This is a genomic window from Clostridium chauvoei, from assembly GCF_002327185.1.
In the GTDB taxonomy this organism is placed as follows: domain Bacteria; phylum Bacillota; class Clostridia; order Clostridiales; family Clostridiaceae; genus Clostridium; species Clostridium chauvoei.
The window spans coordinates 2,220,965-2,237,016 of the sequence record NZ_CP018624.1; the positions used below are offsets into that span (position 1 = coordinate 2,220,965).

The following is a 16,052-nucleotide window of genomic DNA, read 5'->3' on the forward strand; positions in this document are numbered from 1 at the left end:
TTTATATCTATACTATTATTATAGATTCTATATAATCTTGAATATAGTGTACAAACTATATATTCACTTAAAAAACTCTATATAGGAGTAACGTTTTCACAAATATTACATACAAGTTATTTGGTCTACAAACATAAAAGCTGGTCCTTCACCCTTCATTATGCTCCACGGAGGACAAACTCCTTCATTTTTTGCAAACACTCTTATATATCTAGCTTTAATTTTATTTTGTATAGATATATTTTCAACTCCAACTTCTTGTCTTGGAACTCTATTTTTATAATTTACTCTATCTAGCTTTTCAAAGTTTTCTCCATCAATAGATACAGAAAAATCTACATATCTAGGATAGTATATCCACGCTCTAGTATCTTGAAGGAAGCCTACTGTTATTTTATTTATATCTAAAACTTCTCCTAAATCAACTATTACATCCATATCATCTGTGTAGCCAAGCCATCCACCTTCTCTATAAGATGTAGTTCCTTTTTGTCCATCTATAAGGTCATAAACTCCATTATTATTATATTTTTTATTTTCTGTAGCCTTAGTTAACCCTTTAATATCCTTAATAGGCAATGTTGTATAAAGTCTTCCTTCTATTATGCTACTTTCCTTAAAGCCTTCATTATAAGCAATGGCTTTAATTATAGTTTCTCCCTTAACTTTTATAGGTGTTTTATATAAGCTAGAGTTTTTATTAGGCTCACTACCATCAAGAGTGTAGTAAACTTCTCCACCCTTATTAATATTTTCTATTCTAAATTCCCCTTCATATGGAGCTTCTTTTAGTATAACTTTAGGTGTAATTATTGGTGCAAAGGCTCTTGGCATAACTTTTGATGTGCTTTTAATTCTCTTATATTTAGGAATATAATTATCTATAGTTTCTTTATTCTCTACGTATTCTTTATTAAAGAAATCATATTTTTTATTGCCTTCTCCTTTTGAAAAAGTAAAAGTGATTTTATTATTTTCTGATAAAACAATAACCTTATTCTCCTTTAACTTAAACTCTCCATTTTCAGCAATTAGACTATAATTAAACCCATTATGACTACATTTTAAAACTTTAGTATCTGAATTTTTTAAAACTGGTAAAGTATTTATATATAAAGCTAATTTTTCATTATTTTTAAAACTTTCTATAGCTTCAAAGGTTATCTTAGCTTCATCACAAATTATCTTTATTTTTCCTTGACTACATTTCCAAACTATCTTGTAAGTAGAATCATCCTCTATATAAAATTCAGGCTCCTCCCCTTTTAACTTTTCTATATTTCCATCTTCATCTACTAAAACTACATCTATTGAAGCTCTAAAATCCCCATCACTCCAACGGTGAGCATCTAATATAGGTAATGTATCAAAAACACTTTCATTACCATTTAAAACATCATTGTAATATCTTGATTTATAATCTTCATTAAATAAATGTAAATCCCTTATTGAAAGTTCATTATCATCCCAAAGTAAACTAACTCTATAAAAACGACTATTGTACCAAAGAGTCCTTAAATCTTCTTCCTTGTTCCAATCTTCTGAAGCAACAAAGGTTGTTGGTGGAGTAAGTTTATATTTTTTCTTAAACCACTTTCCTGACTCTTCTAAGGTTTCAACTCTAACCTTTCCTTCCTTTGCTAATTTCGCTACATAAGGTATTTGAATTTCATACCCTTTCATCATTGTATTCCATAAAAACGTATTTTCTTGACCTACTTGTGCATAAGAAAAACCTAAAGTTTTCTCTTTTGTTAACCTATCAAATATCCATTCTATCCACTCTTTAGTTCCCCCCATTCTACCTGCTGGTTCTAAAGTGTAAACATCACTTATTCCCTTTCTTAAACCATCTTCAAAACAATATATTGGATCTGGTCCTAAAAGTCTAAATATAGGTAAGTCTACTTGATTTTCTTTATTTTGAGCTGGCATATATTCGTTTAATTTGCTTGGATAATATCCTTGATTAAAATATCCACCCCATAAGGTAAATCCATCTGTACCTATTTGATCACGGCATATAGCTGCTGCAACTACACCATATTTTTCTTTAAAATAATTTAAAGTAACTATATCAATTACCCATGAACCTACAGACTTTGGATAATATCCAAATATACTTTTAAAGTCTTCCATATAAACATCTACCATTTTTATTCTATCTTCAGGTAAATATCCTAATGAGTACCCCATATCAACATGATCATCTACAGGAGTTTCTCCCTTCCACTTTACTCCCGCCTTTTCTGCAAGCTGTTTATCAAATTCCCACCATACACCAACTTCATCATATTCATCTACACTACTTTTAATTAAATTACTATATCTTTCATCCATTAAAGCATCATATTTTAATGCATAAGTAGAAGGTAATCCATATTGCTTTAAGATTTCTATCTGTCTTACTACAGTTTCATAATCATCTAAAACAAACTCCCCACTTGGATAAACAGTTTTTCTTATAAAATTATATATATTTACTATAGATATCATTAATTTTAACCCCTTTCTTAAATGCTTATTTTCTATGTAATAAAAAAATATCAAGGGATTTTAAACCCCTTGATATTCTATAACCTTATTTATTTTCTTTTTTCCACTCATCAAGTTGTTTTTGCATTTCCTTCATAACTTCATCCATACCTTGTTCTTTTAGCTTAGTATTTAATTTTTCAATGTATTCATCGATATCAACTGATCCACTGAAAATTAATGCTCTAAATTCTTGGTAAGCATTACTTATACCAGCTATTTGAGTACTTACTGGTTCTGGATTGAACTTAAATCCTAATGCAGGTGAAACCTTTGAATTCTTGTTGAATTCTTCAAATTCGTCCCACTTAGTTGTAGGTTCAGTATCTAAAACATAAGTCTTAAATAAGTTTCCTGTTGAGAAGTATGCAACTCCATAGTCAACACTTCTTGGTAATAACTTAATTTGCTTGTCAGCAACCTTGTCATAATGAGTTCCTTCAATACCATAGTTAACTAGGTTTCTTAAATGTTCATCAGTATTTAGAAGATTTAAGAATTCAACTGCTTTTTCTGGATTCTTAGAGTTCTTTGAAACTGCTATCATTGATCCAGTTGTTGAAGCACTTGTTATATGAGTATCCATAATTGGAGAAGCAACTAATTCATATCCAACGTCCTTAGCCCAAATACCTTCTGCATATGGTTGTCCATCTGCTTTAGTTACAAATCTCTTAATTGACTTATCATATTGAGCTATAGATGAATCAGTATTAATGTAACCTGCTTCATAGTATTTTCTTAAAGTCTTTAAAGTGCTCTTAAATTTATCTGTATCGAATATATTCTTAACTGTTAAACCTTCATCTTCATATTCAACTCCAAATGGTTCTGAGAAGAAATCGAAGTATTGTGGTGGTGATAAATTCTTATCTATATATAGTGGAACTACTTCTGGTTCCTTTTCTTTTATAACTTTAAGCCAAGGCTCTAAATCTTCTAATTCGTGGATATCTTGATAAGGTATGTTATATTTGTCTACAAGCTCTTTTGTGAAAACCCACATAGGTTGTACACCAAGTTCTTTTTGGTTAGGTACTGCATAAGTTTTTCCTTCAACTTTTGCTCCATCCCAGAATCTTTGGTCTATTTCCTTTTTCATATCCTTACCTGTAGTTTCTAGGTAATCATCTAATTCAAGGAATGCACCTTTTCTAGCATTTCCAACATAGTTTCCTGCCCAAGAGCAAGTAAATGCTAAGTCATATGCTTCTCCTGAATTTATAACTACAGATAATTTTTGATCATAATCACCAAAGTCTGCAAACTTCATATCTATAGTGGCATTTATTTTGTCCTTTAGATACTTGTTTATCTCATCTTCTACTAATTGAAGATCCTTTGGCTCTTGACCAATTGTGTACCAAGTTAAATTAACTGTTTCATCACCCTTTGAGCCAGATGATGAAGAGTTTCCACAACCTGTTAATGCTAACGAAGTCGTTAAAACTGCACAAGTTGCTAAAGCTAATAGCTTTTTGACCTTTCTCATAATTAACCCCTCCTGTAATTTGGCTTTATCCTTTACAATTCAAATTATACACCCCTATATAAAACCTTTACAGTGAAAAAATTCCACATTAACTGGACTAAATTCATAAATTCTATTTATTACCTTTTACTCTTTAATTTTCTATTTTTAATTTGCTTAATTTTACTGGTAAAATATTTTTTGGTATTACTATTGAAAAATAATTAATTTTATGTAAAAATATTAATTAATTATTAACATATTGATTATGTATTGGAGGAATTTAGTTGAAAATATCAAAAGGAAATAAATATCTTTTAACAATAACAATTTTATTCTGTTCTTTTTATACCCTTATGATTAGTCCTGTTAAAGAAGACAGACTATCTATGGGATTTATAGTATTATTTATCCCTGCTTTAACTATTTTTATTTTGCTTATGGAAAATAGTAAGTTAAAGAAAGTACTTCTTTCAATATTATTAGTGCTTACTGCATTATTTATTATTGTAGTTGTATATCTTATAGCTATATCAGGTAACTTTTATCCTATAAATGGTGATAGATTTAACTTTTCAATGTTCTTACAAGTTTGTTTATTTACTAGTCCAATTCTTATATGTTACATACTTTTACTTAGAAGTATATTCAAAGAAATTGTTTCAATATAAAAAAAACTGGCATTTAAGCCAGTTTTTTTATTATTTTAATTTAAATTTGAAAGTCTTAATTTCATATGGTTTAATTGTAAATTCAATTTTATTTCCATGAGCTTCTATAGCTTCTAGGTTTCTTTCCATTAAGTTACATTCGAATATTTCTTCAATATCACTTAAGAACTCTAAAGTAGCTGTAGTTCTCTTATTATGGAATTCATACATTCTTACAACTAAATGATCTGTGTCTTCTGCTTTCTTTATAACTTCAATCATAACATTATTTTTATTAACTTTAACTAAGCTTAATTCATCTGAAAGTTCACCTTCATGAGCTTCTTCAACCTTTGTATATAAAGGTACATTTAATTCGTAAGCTTTTTGAGTTGTTTCAGCATCTTTCCATGTTCCTAAATGTGGATAAATTGAATAAGTGAAGTAATGTTCTTCTTTGTCCGCATCTGGATTTGGATCTGTTGATGATTTAATTAAAGTTAATCTCATATTTCCATCTTTAATGTCATGGCCATACTTGCTATTATTTAGCATAGATACTCCAAATTCACCTTCTGAAAGATCTGCCCACTTATGTCCACAAACTTCAAATTTTGCAACATCCCATGATGTGTTATTGTGAGTTGATCTAGTAACATTTCCATATTGAATTTCATAAGTAGCTTCATTTGCATTAACTTCTATTGGGAAAGCAGTCTTTAATAGAACATCAAATTCTTTCCAGTCAGCATATGAATCAAAATCTACTCTTTGAAGGTCATTGTATATATAGATTTTTTGTACTATAGTTGATTCTAAGAACTTTCTTTCAATTCTTAAAGTACTTCTTACTGGTCCCTTTTCTACAACTTCAATGCTTCTTACGTCATCTACCTTCCACATTTTTTCTTTGTAGTATATATCTATATCCCAGTTATCAAAGCACATTGGCTTATCTTCAAAAGCTTGTAGCTCGTTACCTATAGCACCATCTTTTAATATTTCTCTACCTGATGCTTTATCTATAAAGGAAACTATTTGTCCCTTATCATCAAACTTAATCTTAACAAATTTATTTTCTGCTTCTTTATCAGTTAAAACTGTATCTAAAGTAACTTCTTTAGTACTTTCAACAATCTTAAATGATTTATGTCCATTAGCTGGAACATTTTTTGCAAAGAATATAGCTTTATTTTCTTCTATTCTTTGACATACTAATTCTTCTCCATTATTATCAATAACAGCTGGATTCTTAATATCTTCTGGAACTTCAAAAGTTGCAATATCACTTCTTTCAAAGCCTAGTGTATTTGATACAACAACACTTCTATCTTTTAAGTTAATCTTTGAAGCTATATAATCTACACCTTCGTTAACTAACTTACTACCATTTTCAAGTAATTCCTTATATTCAACTTCTGTTACATCATAAACTTCCTTAATAGAAGAGCCTGGAATTATATCATGGAATTGATTTAATAAAACAGTTTCCCATGAATCTGTTATACTTCTATATGGATAGTTCTTTCCATATAACATTGATAATGAATTAATTTTTTCTGCTGAAGTATATAAGTTTTCACAAGCTCTATTATCTCTCTTATTTCTAGCCATTGAAGTATAAGTTCCTCTATGATATTCAAGATATAACTCTCCAACCCACTTTGGTAACTTACTATTATTTTTAGTTTTTTCATCTAACCTCTTGAAGTAGTCTAATGCTGTACCCATCTTAACTCTTGGAGCTCCTGGAATACCTTTTGCAAGTCTTCTTCCATTTTCAAGCATTTCTAAAGTGGCACCACCACCACCATCTCCCCATCCAAAGGAAATTAGTACATCATCATTTATATTTTTATTTTGGTATCTTCTCCAAGCTCCCATTATAGCATCTGGTTGAATATGTCCATTATAAGTTGTAAAATGTGATGCTCTATCTTGTCCTGGACAAGTAGTAGTTATAAAGTGTGTTAATACTTCTGTTCCATCAATTCCTCTCCACATAAATGTATCATTTGGAATTTTATTAAATTGGTTCCATGCAATCTTTGTAGTCATGAAGTAATCTACATCAGATTTCTTTAATATTTGAGGAAGTGCTGCTGAATATCCAAATACATCTGGTAACCAAAGCACTTTATTATCAACATTAAATTCTTCTTTAAAGAATCTCTTACCATGTAATATTTGTCTAACTAATGATTCACCTGACGTTACATTACAATCAGCTTCAAGCCACATAGCCCCTTCTGCTTCCCAAACGCCTTCTTTAACCTTTTCTTTAACTTTTTTATATATCTTTGGATGATCTTCCTTTAAGAATTTGTAAAGCTGTGGTTGTGATGACATAAAGATATATTCAGGATATTCTTCCATTAGCTTTAATACTGTTGAGAAACTTCTTGCAACTTTTTCTCTAGTTTGAGCAACTGTCCATAACCAAGCTACATCTATATGAGTGTGTCCAACACATGTAGCTGTTACATATTCATGTCCACATAATTCTCCATAGAACTTTTCATTTAAGAATTCATTAGCTTTAATTACACTTTCATTATATTCCTTTGATTTTGGCCTTCTTAAATCTATTAAATTTATAGCATCATTTAAAACAGTTATCATATCAATTCTGTTTTTATCTTCTTTATCTAATTCCTTACAAACATCTACTGGAACTTTTAAGTTAAAGTATAAATCTCTAGCAACCATATCTATAACTACTAATTTCCCATGTAATGTTGCCAATTTATCTGCTAACATTCCTGCATAAGCATGTAAGTCTATATCATATCTTGTTCCAGGTACTGCATCATGAGTTAATATTATTTCTCTATGATTTATATCTACTCCTTGGATTTGTTCTCCATTAACATATAAGATAAATTGAGGGTTTGTTGCATCCCAACCTTCTTCAAATGTATGGAAGTTTAATGCTATAGTTTGTCCTTTAAAATGTTCTGGAACTTCAACTGAACATTTGAACCAACCATGACAATCTTTTCCTCCCCAAAGGTCTCCAGTTTTAAATTCTCTCCAACCTTCTTCTGGTGCTTCTTTTATTAAATCTATATTATGATAGTTTCCATCTATGTACTTATAATCCTCAAGGTTAATTTGATCTCTGTACACATACTTTGCTATTTCTCCACAAGTTTTTTCTATTCTTTCTAATAAATAATGCATCTTAACACCTCTTTTAATCTTTACTAATCTTTATTATCCTATGTTTAAACTTTGTATTTTATAATTAAGTTATATTTTAAGGTGGCATTTAGTACCACCTCAAAATATTAAATAATTTATTGCTTACTATTCTTTTACAGCCCCAATTGTTAATCCATTTACAAAGTATCTTTGGAAGAATGGATATGCAAATATAATTGGTAAAGTAGTAATTACTACTATTGCCATCTTAGCTGTATCCTTTGGCATATTTGCACTAGCTTCTATAGCATTTGCTCCCATCAATGCTGCATTATTAGATAAGAATTCCATTGAACTTTCTATTCTAATAAGTAAGTATTGTAATGGCATTAAACTATTATCATCAATATATAACATAGCGTTAAACCAATCATTCCAGTATCCTAAGGTTAGGAATAATGCTATTGTCGCTATACCTGGAAGGGATATAGGTAATACTATTTTTAAGAATAATTTCCATTCTGATGCACCATCAATCTTAGCTGATTCTACAATTGCATCTGGTACTGTTGTTTTAAAGAATGTTCTAAGAATTATTATATTAAAGGAACTTACACACATCGGTAATATAAGTGCTAATATACTATTCTTTAATCCTAAGAATTTTGTAACTACTAAGTATGATGAAACCATACCACCTGAAAATAACATTGGTATGAATATTAACTTAGTGAAGAATTTTCTATATGCAAAGCTTTTTCTTGATAATGCATATCCATACATTGACATTATAGCTAATCCTAATAATGTACCTGATACAGTTACTATTATTGTTACTCCATAAGCTCTCATTATTTGGCTTCCTGATGAGAATATATATTTGTATGCTGCAAAACTCCATTCTTGTGGCCAAAATCTATAACCATTTGCTTGAAGAGCTTGTTCACTTGTAAGTGAAATAATAACAACAAATATAAATGGGATTATACATAAAGCTGCCAATATCATAAATAATATATTAAATCCTACGTTAGTTCCCTTTGATATAGAATTAAATTTACTTATCTCCTCTGCTGGCTCCTTTGATTTCTTTCCTCTGAAACGAGCTGTTTTCCTATTCATTTCTAACATTTAATACACCACCTTTATCTTAGAAGAATGCGTTTTCGTTATCTACTTTTCTAACGATTCCATTTGTTACTAATATCAGCACAAGTCCTACAATTGATTGGTATAAACTTGCTGCTGAACTCATTCCTATATTACCTAAATTCATAAGTCCTCTATATACGTAAGTGTCTATAACGTTTGTTACTGGATATAAAGCTCCTGAGTTTTTAGGTAGTTGATAGAATAATCCAAAGTCTGATTTAAACATTCCTCCAACTGCAGTTATAAACATTATAATTAATACTGGTTTTAATAGTGGGATTGTTATATGTTTAATTTGTTGCCACTTACTAGCCCCATCAATTATTGCTGCTTCATAATAAGTTTTATCTATACCACATATTGCTGCTAGATATACAACAGTTCCATATCCAATTCCTTTCCATTGACTCATAAATATTATGATAAATGGCCAAAACTTAGGTTCTGTATACCAAGATATCTTGTCCATTCCAAATGAAGTTAAAAGTCCATTTATATATCCTTTTTCTGGGCTTAAGAATGCATATAAGCAATAACTTACTACAACCCAAGATAAAAAGTATGGTAAAAACATTGAACTTTGATAGAATTTTGATCCCCTTTTGTTTAATAACTCTTTTAACAATATTGCAAGAGTTACTGGAATCACTATCCCTAATACTATAAATACAACATTATAAGCTATTGTATTTTTTGTTATTAGCCAAGCATCACTACTTTGGAATAAGAACTTGAAATTATCAAATCCTACCCATTCACTTTTAACTAAGCTCTCTAGGAATCCCCCATGTATTCTCCAATCTTTAAAAGCTACAACCACCCCAAACATTGGTAAATATGCGAATATTAGAAACCAAATAGCTCCTGGTATAGTAAGTAGTAATAATTCTTTATTACTCTTAAATGTTTTAAATCTGTTCTTCTTAGTTGACTCTTCTTTTTTTGACTTTTTTAACATATTAACCCTCCCCTTCCTTTGTAAACGTTTCTCCATATTTAAAATATATCATATTTAATATTTAATCTTAAAGTTGAAATACTTTAGATTTAGTGTATAAATTAGAGATTATTATTTTTTATATAGAAAAAAGCCAATGTTTCTATATAATGAAACATTGACTCTTTTATTCATAAAAAACTCCTACCGATAAAATATTCAAACTTATATAATTTTCAAAGAGCGATTTGAACTAGAAGTTAGAGTATGTACATCTTGCTTGAAAATTATGATAGAATGTTATGTTATTCACCTTTATTATCATGAACAAAACCTAATGCACCTTGAATATTACCTGCAAGAACTTCAGTAAATAATTTGGGACTACAATCCTCAAATTCACCAATCATTCTAACATGGTCTTTAAAATCCATTAAGCTAGGTAAAACTAGTAATTTTAATTCTGTAGTTCCATCAGTTCGTAATTCAAAATCATTAACGGATAGTTTACCACTAAGAGCCTTCTTATAAAGTTTAGCAGAAGAAATTATTGTTTTTAAAACATCCTTTTTATTTAACTTTGCCATATAGACCCCCTATGCAAAAATGGAGTACCTGTACCAAGTACAAATACTCCATTACTGATTTTTCTGTTGTCTGCCAACGGCGTGCAATTAAATCACGCAAATCTTTTAGGTTTTTCTGTTGCCTACCAACGACGTGCAATTAAATCACGTAGATATTTCAGATTATTAAGGTGTCAGTACACCCAAATAAAAATTATTCTTTATTTATAATATTATAATAGCACTATAACAATAAAAATCAACTGAATAATTTTATTTTACTTTATATTAGTATGTCCAATTTTAGAATATATAACCTTGATATTAGCACATTAATTCTAGTCCGGTAATTAAAATCTTAATAGTTATTTGCTTGAAATTAATGGTTATATATACTATTATTAGTAGTATAATACTCTATACATGCTTATAGTAGCTTCAGTATTAAAAATAAAAGAAACTATTACGGCTTCTAAAATTGTAGCTGCATTATCTAAACCTAAATGGTTAGGTGAAGAATGTAATAGAAAAGCGTTTAAGGGTGCATATGAACAAGATAAATATAAGACTTTGACTGAATTCCCTGTATATACTGGTACTACTTCTAAATCAAGAAGAATAGATGTCTTAGTAGCAGAGAATTTAAGAGTTAAGGAACACTTTAATCTAAATCTACATGGTATTGAAATTAAAGTATCTAAGAGTGATTTAGTTAATGATATGAAGTATTCAGAGTATGCCGAGTTCATAAATTATCTATGGTTAGAGTTATTAAGTATTTGTTTATTTTTAATATTAATCAGATTGTAATGTATAAAGAATACAAATTATTTACTTGATAATTTGATATGTATTAATTTTAGCAATGCTTAAAATTATATAATAGTGGTATAAATAAAAGCACTTCATGTAAAGAAGCAATGATAGATATTAGGTTATTTAACAGAGTATGTCGGTGAAATTAATGAGTATATAACTTCTTCAAAGTTGCCTTTTAAAGAGATTGAGGTTAGGATAAGAAATCATGGATATTCAGGGTCTACTAGCTTACTTAGACGGCATATATCCAAGCTTAAAGCTGATAGTAAACAACAGTACAAAAAGGCAAAAAACAACAATTTATGTTGAAAGAAAATTAATATTAAAACTTCTTTATCAACCATTATCTACAGTTAAAGGTTTAGATACGAAATTATTTGAATTATTATGTAGTCAATATACAAATGTATCTAAAATTTTAGAGTTAGTTAATAGATTTAGATCTATATTAAAAGCCAAAGATATCACTAAATTAGATTTATGGAATATTCTGAGTATATTAGACATATAGAATATACGATTTTCTATGCTTTTCTTAGGATTACTCCTAGTCTTAGATTTTTCTAAAATTATAATAATATGTAAGTTGATAATATAGATTCTCAGAACAAAGTAAAATTTAATTTTAAGCAGCCTCATCTAAGTTATTATAATAATCATTTCTGTACTATTTAGGGCTAAAGATGAATATCACATATAAACTGATATTTTACTTCTCTGGCTTTGTGAAGATGCGTATGGCTTTTTTTAATATTGCATTTTCTTCTTCTATATCAGCCAATCTCTTTTTTAAAGATTCTTAACTCTTCATCTTCAGGACTTAAGTTGCCGCTATCCGGGAAGGCATTGTTACCATACTCTTCATGTTTCTTAACCCAGCCTCTAATAGTTGACTCACTAACCCTATATCTTTAGCAACATGAGTTGCTCTTCTTCCTTGTTCAGTTAATAATTTAATTATTTCCTTTTTATATTCTTTTGCTACCTATTAATAAACACATCATTCTTGATTAGTATTAATGGTAAAGATTTTAGAAAGTATTTTTAGTTTTATACTCTAAAATTAACTTTATAAATTTCTCTACTACTCTTCCCCCTTTTCCCCCATGCTCACTACATTATTAGAATTATGAATTAAGATTATTATTTATCTTTTATTCATTTAATAATATTCTAAAATACTCCTTATTATGAAGTGAGAATTTTATTGGTTTTGCAGTAACCTGTAAACTATACTAATGCTTCCTTAAGTATAGCTTTATTTTCCTCACTAATATTATTAACGCTTAATCCTACAAGTGATTTATTAGCATCTAGATAGAAATCAACATTATCATTTTGTAAGCAATCACTAATTTCATTTTCTGAAAATATTATACTCACATTTTTACTTTCTATATATACTTTCAATGTCCCCTTTTCATCTGTATATATTTCATCATTAATATTTTCTAATTCTAATATGGGACTTCCTTTAAATATATTAAAGTTGTTTTCAGAATAATTATCTAATTCATATACATTTTTACATATAGTTAATGTTATAGAACGTATATCTTTCTTATACTGCCCTATTCCTATTTCAATTAACGAGCTACTAAAATCTCCTGTTCTCCAGTATATAGTTGGTTCTTTTGAAATATTCCATACTCCGAATTCTATATTTATTGGTGTATATATATCAAATTCTATATTTTCTTTTTTAGTTCCTTCATTTTTAAATACCTTTAACATATTATATAACTACCTTTCGTTTGGTTATTGTTTGTAAACAGCATGTTTTATTACTGGCAATAATCCCTCTCCTCTTGGTTTACTAAAAATTAATTCCCAATTTCCTACATTCATAATTTCATCATACTTAACACCCTTCTTAACTGCACCTGAAACTGAGTTTTGAAAACTTGAAAGTAAAGTTTGACTATTTATAGGCATTCCGTGTGACATAGGGTCTCTTGTTATATATTCAACCATATGCTTCGTACCATTTGGATGTACCCAGAACTTTTCTCCACCAACTATTAACTCGAATGATTTAGGTATTTTAGTACCATCATACATAGGCTGAGTAATCTTTATATTATCCCATACTGTCTTACTAGCATTACCCGCCCCCTTAGATGCCTTAATGGACTCTAATATTTCTCAACTTTCCCACCATTTTTTACTTGATTTGCTATTTGGGGTAGATGCTCCATTATAGATTCTGCTATTCCATCTGTCGCTACTATTATTAGTATCTCTCCTACTATTCGTCCTAACACTCTAGATTTTTCATTTAAATTTGAATCTATAAAATTATTTACTGCCTCTACAATAATTTTATCTAATATTATAGCTTCCTCACAATTTGGATTACTTATTACTTTATTTAGAAATTGGATTCCATTTGCAACTCCTATTACTCCATCTATTGGATGACTTACAAATTCAAACACTCCTTTTACAGCTCCTATAAGTGCATCTCCTATTCCTAAATAAAAGTTTTCTCTAATACTCTCTAAAGTTATTACTTCTTTATGTGTTTTATTATTTGTTCCTTGTGACCCAGTATCTCTTTGAACTTTGATTATTTGTCCATTTACTGCTTGACTTATCCAAACATAAAGTTGTGTCTTCTTATTTCCACCTAATTTATCATACTTATCTTTCAATCCAAAATCAGATATAAATTGATTTACTACTTTATTAAATTGTTCATTCCATTCTGCTGTTATTTGGCCATTATAGTTTCTAAGGTTTCCATATCCTAATTTTTCTAAGTTTAATTTATTTTCTATTAACTGATCTTGTTCATCAGTAATTGAATTATTATGGGTAGCAGCTCCATCTAAACTAAAAACCCAATATTCTTGACATTCTCTTGTAAAAATGTTTGCTGATGCCTTAACAGAATCCATTATTCAATGAGTAATTTGCTAATTCAACAGGATTTACACCATTTCTTTTAATAGTTGTATATTCATATTAACTTTTTTGTTTCTTTTTTCCTAATCTTTTATTCATACAAATTTTCTCTAAAAATTTGTATGAATATGTCGAATTAAAATACAATATATACTACAAATAATTACAAAAAAAACTATATTATAATGATAAAGTAATATTTGTAAATTATTATTACAAATATTTATAAACGATAGTGTAAAGTTTCGTATGAAAAAATAGCTTACAGCTAATTTGGAATAATAGTTAAAAATATCTTTGCAATATCTAAGAAAATTTTAAAATTGAATATGCTAAAAAGACCTTCGGTAACGGAGGCAAAAACTTAATCAATATTTGATTTTATGATTTATCAAGAAGTTTGTGATTCTTGCATATGTAATATGGTTTGTTGACCGAGACTGATAAGAATTTGCCACTTTGCAGGCATATTGTCAATACCATCTAGTTGCTTTAATTCGTTTAAAGGACGCCAGTAATTGTAAGGATGCGGGCGTAAGAAATTGTAATAAGCAACCCAAAGGGAGAAGCCATAAAGAGCACCTTCATCACTTCCATAACCACAGGTACCCCTGTAGGAAGATTTAAAGGTACGGTTTAAACGCTCTACAACTTGCTCAACCCAACGAAATTCTTCAGATACTGGATCATCGTTAGTAAGTCCGATAACTTGAGTTAGATTAAATTCTTTATTTTTTTCTAATTCAAATTGTTGCTTCGCTAACGGATATGAACTGTAACCATCGGCAACAAAGTTTAAAGCTTTTCCAGAGAAGTCTTTAAACTTATCAAAAGCCATACGCATTGTTAGTATACAAGGGTCAGTAGCTCTTGTATCAGATACTTGATAACCTAGAATAGACATTTTACAATTAACGTGATAAGTCAAGCATAGTCCCATTATATGCGGGCTAAACTTCTTAAAACTAAATCCGGTAGCATGTTTTGATATTGGATTTAGTTTTAAGAAGTTAATATTAAATTCACGATATATGTAATGAAGCTTATACTTGTATTTATCACAAGGATCAATATTCTTTGGAAGATTCTTAAGATTTCTTTGATAGTATAAGCATTTAGAATTATTACATTTATGTATTTTAAAGTGCTTGCGTTGCTTTTGTTCCGTAAGCGTAGCACCGCAATAAGGACATATAAATACTATTGGTTTAGTTGTGTAATTAGTTTCTTTAAATGTAAGACCACAAACTTTACATTGAAACTGTCCTTTACTGCCATTGTTATCGTATATATATTCATGTGGTGCACCACACTTAGGACATTTAGTTTTTTTAGGGATAGACTTCCCGTTCCGTCTTTGGGCGGGTTTTACGGTCTTGTTATATTTATGTTTGTAATAAGCTAAAAGTAATATATAGTCTACTTTTTCAAATCTAATAATTGTGGGTAGCTTATCTACTTTGAATTTTTGGTATTCTGGGCTATTAGAATCATCAAATATCATCTGGTTAAGTGGAATATGTTGTGAGATGAATAAAAGTAATTGACCGATAATGGCAATTAAATATTGATTATAAGTAATTAAATAAGTTATAATTGAATCTATAATAACGATATCCTTTCATGTGTGATTTTGTTTGGTGAGAGATTCAATTTTAACATGAAATTAGGGGGTCGTTATTTTTTTATACAAAAAAACTGGCGAAACCTTGATATATAAAGATTTAAAAAGAAAAGTAGGGTAAAAAACTTTACACTAACTTATAAACTTAGGGGGAATAAAAATGAAAAAATATTATTAGGTTTATTATTAACAACCTCAATAGTAGGAGGAAGTTCAATAATCGCTAATGCAGCAACTGGTCAATGGA

At 29.1% G+C, this 16,052-nt stretch carries 13 protein-coding genes and 1 pseudogene; 3 read left to right on the top strand and 11 right to left on the bottom strand.

Features of this window, described 5'->3' with window-relative positions:
• Positions 1 to 105 precede the first annotated feature (105 nt).
• Both BTM21_RS10415 and BTM21_RS10420 read right to left on the bottom strand, forming a co-directional pair.
• Entirely contained in the window at positions 106 to 2,496 is a 2,391-nt protein-coding gene (locus BTM21_RS10415; RefSeq protein ID WP_021874747.1) for an FN3 associated domain-containing protein, read from the bottom strand.
• Positions 2,497 to 2,581: 85 nt separating this feature from the next.
• Positions 2,582 to 4,027: an ABC transporter substrate-binding protein gene (locus BTM21_RS10420; RefSeq protein ID WP_021874746.1), complete on the bottom strand. Its 1,446-nt coding sequence runs from the start codon at positions 4,025 to 4,027 to the stop codon at positions 2,582 to 2,584.
• A gap of 266 nt (positions 4,028 to 4,293) precedes the next feature.
• Here BTM21_RS10420 and BTM21_RS10425 point away from each other — a divergent pair, with 266 nt between their 5' ends.
• Positions 4,294 to 4,677, top strand: a complete 384-nt coding sequence (locus BTM21_RS10425; protein ID WP_079481079.1) for a hypothetical protein — start codon at positions 4,294 to 4,296, stop codon at positions 4,675 to 4,677.
• 30 nt (positions 4,678 to 4,707) lie between these two features.
• Here BTM21_RS10425 and BTM21_RS10430 read toward each other — a convergent pair whose 3' ends face one another.
• From BTM21_RS10430 to BTM21_RS10445, 4 genes are all read right to left on the bottom strand, one after another.
• The gene (locus tag BTM21_RS10430; protein ID WP_021874744.1) at positions 4,708 to 7,839 is read right to left on the bottom strand and encodes an alpha-mannosidase; all 3,132 of its coding nucleotides are present in this window, start codon (positions 7,837 to 7,839) and stop codon (positions 4,708 to 4,710) included.
• Between the two features lie 126 nt (positions 7,840 to 7,965).
• Positions 7,966 to 8,922, bottom strand: coding sequence for a carbohydrate ABC transporter permease (locus tag BTM21_RS10435; protein ID WP_079481772.1), 957 nt, complete (start codon positions 8,920 to 8,922; stop codon positions 7,966 to 7,968).
• 28 nt (positions 8,923 to 8,950) lie between these two features.
• A complete protein-coding gene (locus tag BTM21_RS10440; protein WP_021874742.1) occupies positions 8,951 to 9,910 on the bottom strand; it encodes an ABC transporter permease in 960 nt (319 codons plus the stop codon).
• A 284-nt stretch (positions 9,911 to 10,194) separates the two neighbouring features.
• Positions 10,195 to 10,476 (bottom strand): PBECR4 domain-containing protein, encoded by a 282-nt coding sequence (locus BTM21_RS10445; RefSeq protein WP_021874741.1) that lies wholly within the window; start codon positions 10,474 to 10,476, stop codon positions 10,195 to 10,197.
• 402 nt (positions 10,477 to 10,878) lie between these two features.
• Here BTM21_RS10445 and BTM21_RS10450 point away from each other — a divergent pair, with 402 nt between their 5' ends.
• Positions 10,879 to 11,265 carry a hypothetical protein gene (locus BTM21_RS10450; protein WP_021874740.1) on the top strand — a complete coding sequence of 129 codons (387 nt, stop codon included), beginning with the start codon at positions 10,879 to 10,881 and terminating at the stop codon, positions 11,263 to 11,265.
• A gap of 214 nt (positions 11,266 to 11,479) precedes the next feature.
• A complete protein-coding gene (locus BTM21_RS10455; protein WP_079481078.1) occupies positions 11,480 to 11,785 on the top strand; it encodes a hypothetical protein in 306 nt (101 codons plus the stop codon).
• Positions 11,786 to 11,963: 178 nt separating this feature from the next.
• On the opposite strand, the pseudogene BTM21_RS14245 reads toward BTM21_RS10455, so the two are convergent.
• The 5 genes and pseudogenes from BTM21_RS14245 to BTM21_RS10475 form a co-directional block, all read right to left on the bottom strand.
• Positions 11,964 to 12,235 (bottom strand): annotated as a pseudogene (locus BTM21_RS14245) (transposase); the annotation flags it as partial.
• A gap of 269 nt (positions 12,236 to 12,504) precedes the next feature.
• Entirely contained in the window at positions 12,505 to 13,008 is a 504-nt protein-coding gene (locus BTM21_RS10460; protein ID WP_021874739.1) for a hypothetical protein, read from the bottom strand.
• Positions 13,009 to 13,032: 24 nt separating this feature from the next.
• Positions 13,033 to 13,335 carry a hypothetical protein gene (locus tag BTM21_RS10465; protein WP_021874738.1) on the bottom strand — a complete coding sequence of 101 codons (303 nt, stop codon included), beginning with the start codon at positions 13,333 to 13,335 and terminating at the stop codon, positions 13,033 to 13,035.
• Between the two features lie 74 nt (positions 13,336 to 13,409).
• A complete protein-coding gene (locus BTM21_RS10470) occupies positions 13,410 to 14,174 on the bottom strand; it encodes a hypothetical protein (RefSeq protein ID WP_021874737.1) in 765 nt (254 codons plus the stop codon).
• 398 nt (positions 14,175 to 14,572) lie between these two features.
• Positions 14,573 to 15,787: a DDE-type integrase/transposase/recombinase gene (locus tag BTM21_RS10475; RefSeq protein WP_079481077.1), complete on the bottom strand. Its 1,215-nt coding sequence runs from the start codon at positions 15,785 to 15,787 to the stop codon at positions 14,573 to 14,575.
• Positions 15,788 to 16,052: the final 265 nt, after the last annotated feature.